At 68.2% G+C, this 635-nt stretch carries 1 protein-coding gene; it reads right to left on the bottom strand.

Annotation, left to right across the window (positions count from 1 at the left end):
* A partial coding sequence (locus HHX41_RS39495) for a PHB depolymerase family esterase (RefSeq protein ID WP_182910018.1) occupies window positions 1-635 on the bottom strand: 635 nt, incomplete at both ends.

Here is a 635-nt window from a genome sequence, read left to right as displayed (position 1 = left end):
AGCCCGTTCAGGTTGGTCCACTGTTTGATCTCCTCGCCGAAGTTCGGGTAGGCGAGGGTGGTGTCGGTGGTGCCGTGCCACAGCTGCATGCGGGGGTAGCGGCCGGTGTAGCCGGGGTACATCGCCCGCGCCTGGTCGCCCCACTGCTGGGCGGTCTTGATGAGCTGCCCGCCGGAGCACTGGCTGTTCCACAGCGAGCCGTTGGTGGTGGCGAAGCACCCGGCCGGTACGCCGGAGAACGCCGACCCGGCCGAGAACACGTCGGGGTATTGGGCGGCCAGGACGTTGGTCATCATCGCGCCGGAGGAGAAGCCGCTGACGACGATCCGGCCCGGGTCGACGTTGTAGCGCTGCCGGGCGTAGGAGACCATCGACATGATGCCGGTGGAGTCGCTGCCGCCGTCGCGCCTGAGCGCGGCCGGGGTGGAGACGTCGAAGCACTTCTCGCTGCGGGTGGCCTCGGGGACCACGATGATGTAGCCGTACCGGTCCGCGGCGGTGACGTAGTCGTGCCCGTTGCCGTTGAAGATCGCGCTGGCGGATCCGCTGCAGTAGTGCACGAGCACCAGCAGCGCCGGCCGGGCCGCGACCCTGTCGGGCACGTAGATGTACATGTTCAGGTTGGTCGGGTTGTT

Source organism: Microbispora sp. H13382, assembly GCF_014161445.1.
In the GTDB taxonomy this organism is placed as follows: Bacteria; Actinomycetota; Actinomycetes; order Streptosporangiales; family Streptosporangiaceae; genus Microbispora.
This window is presented reverse-complemented; position numbering and strand designations above follow the sequence as displayed.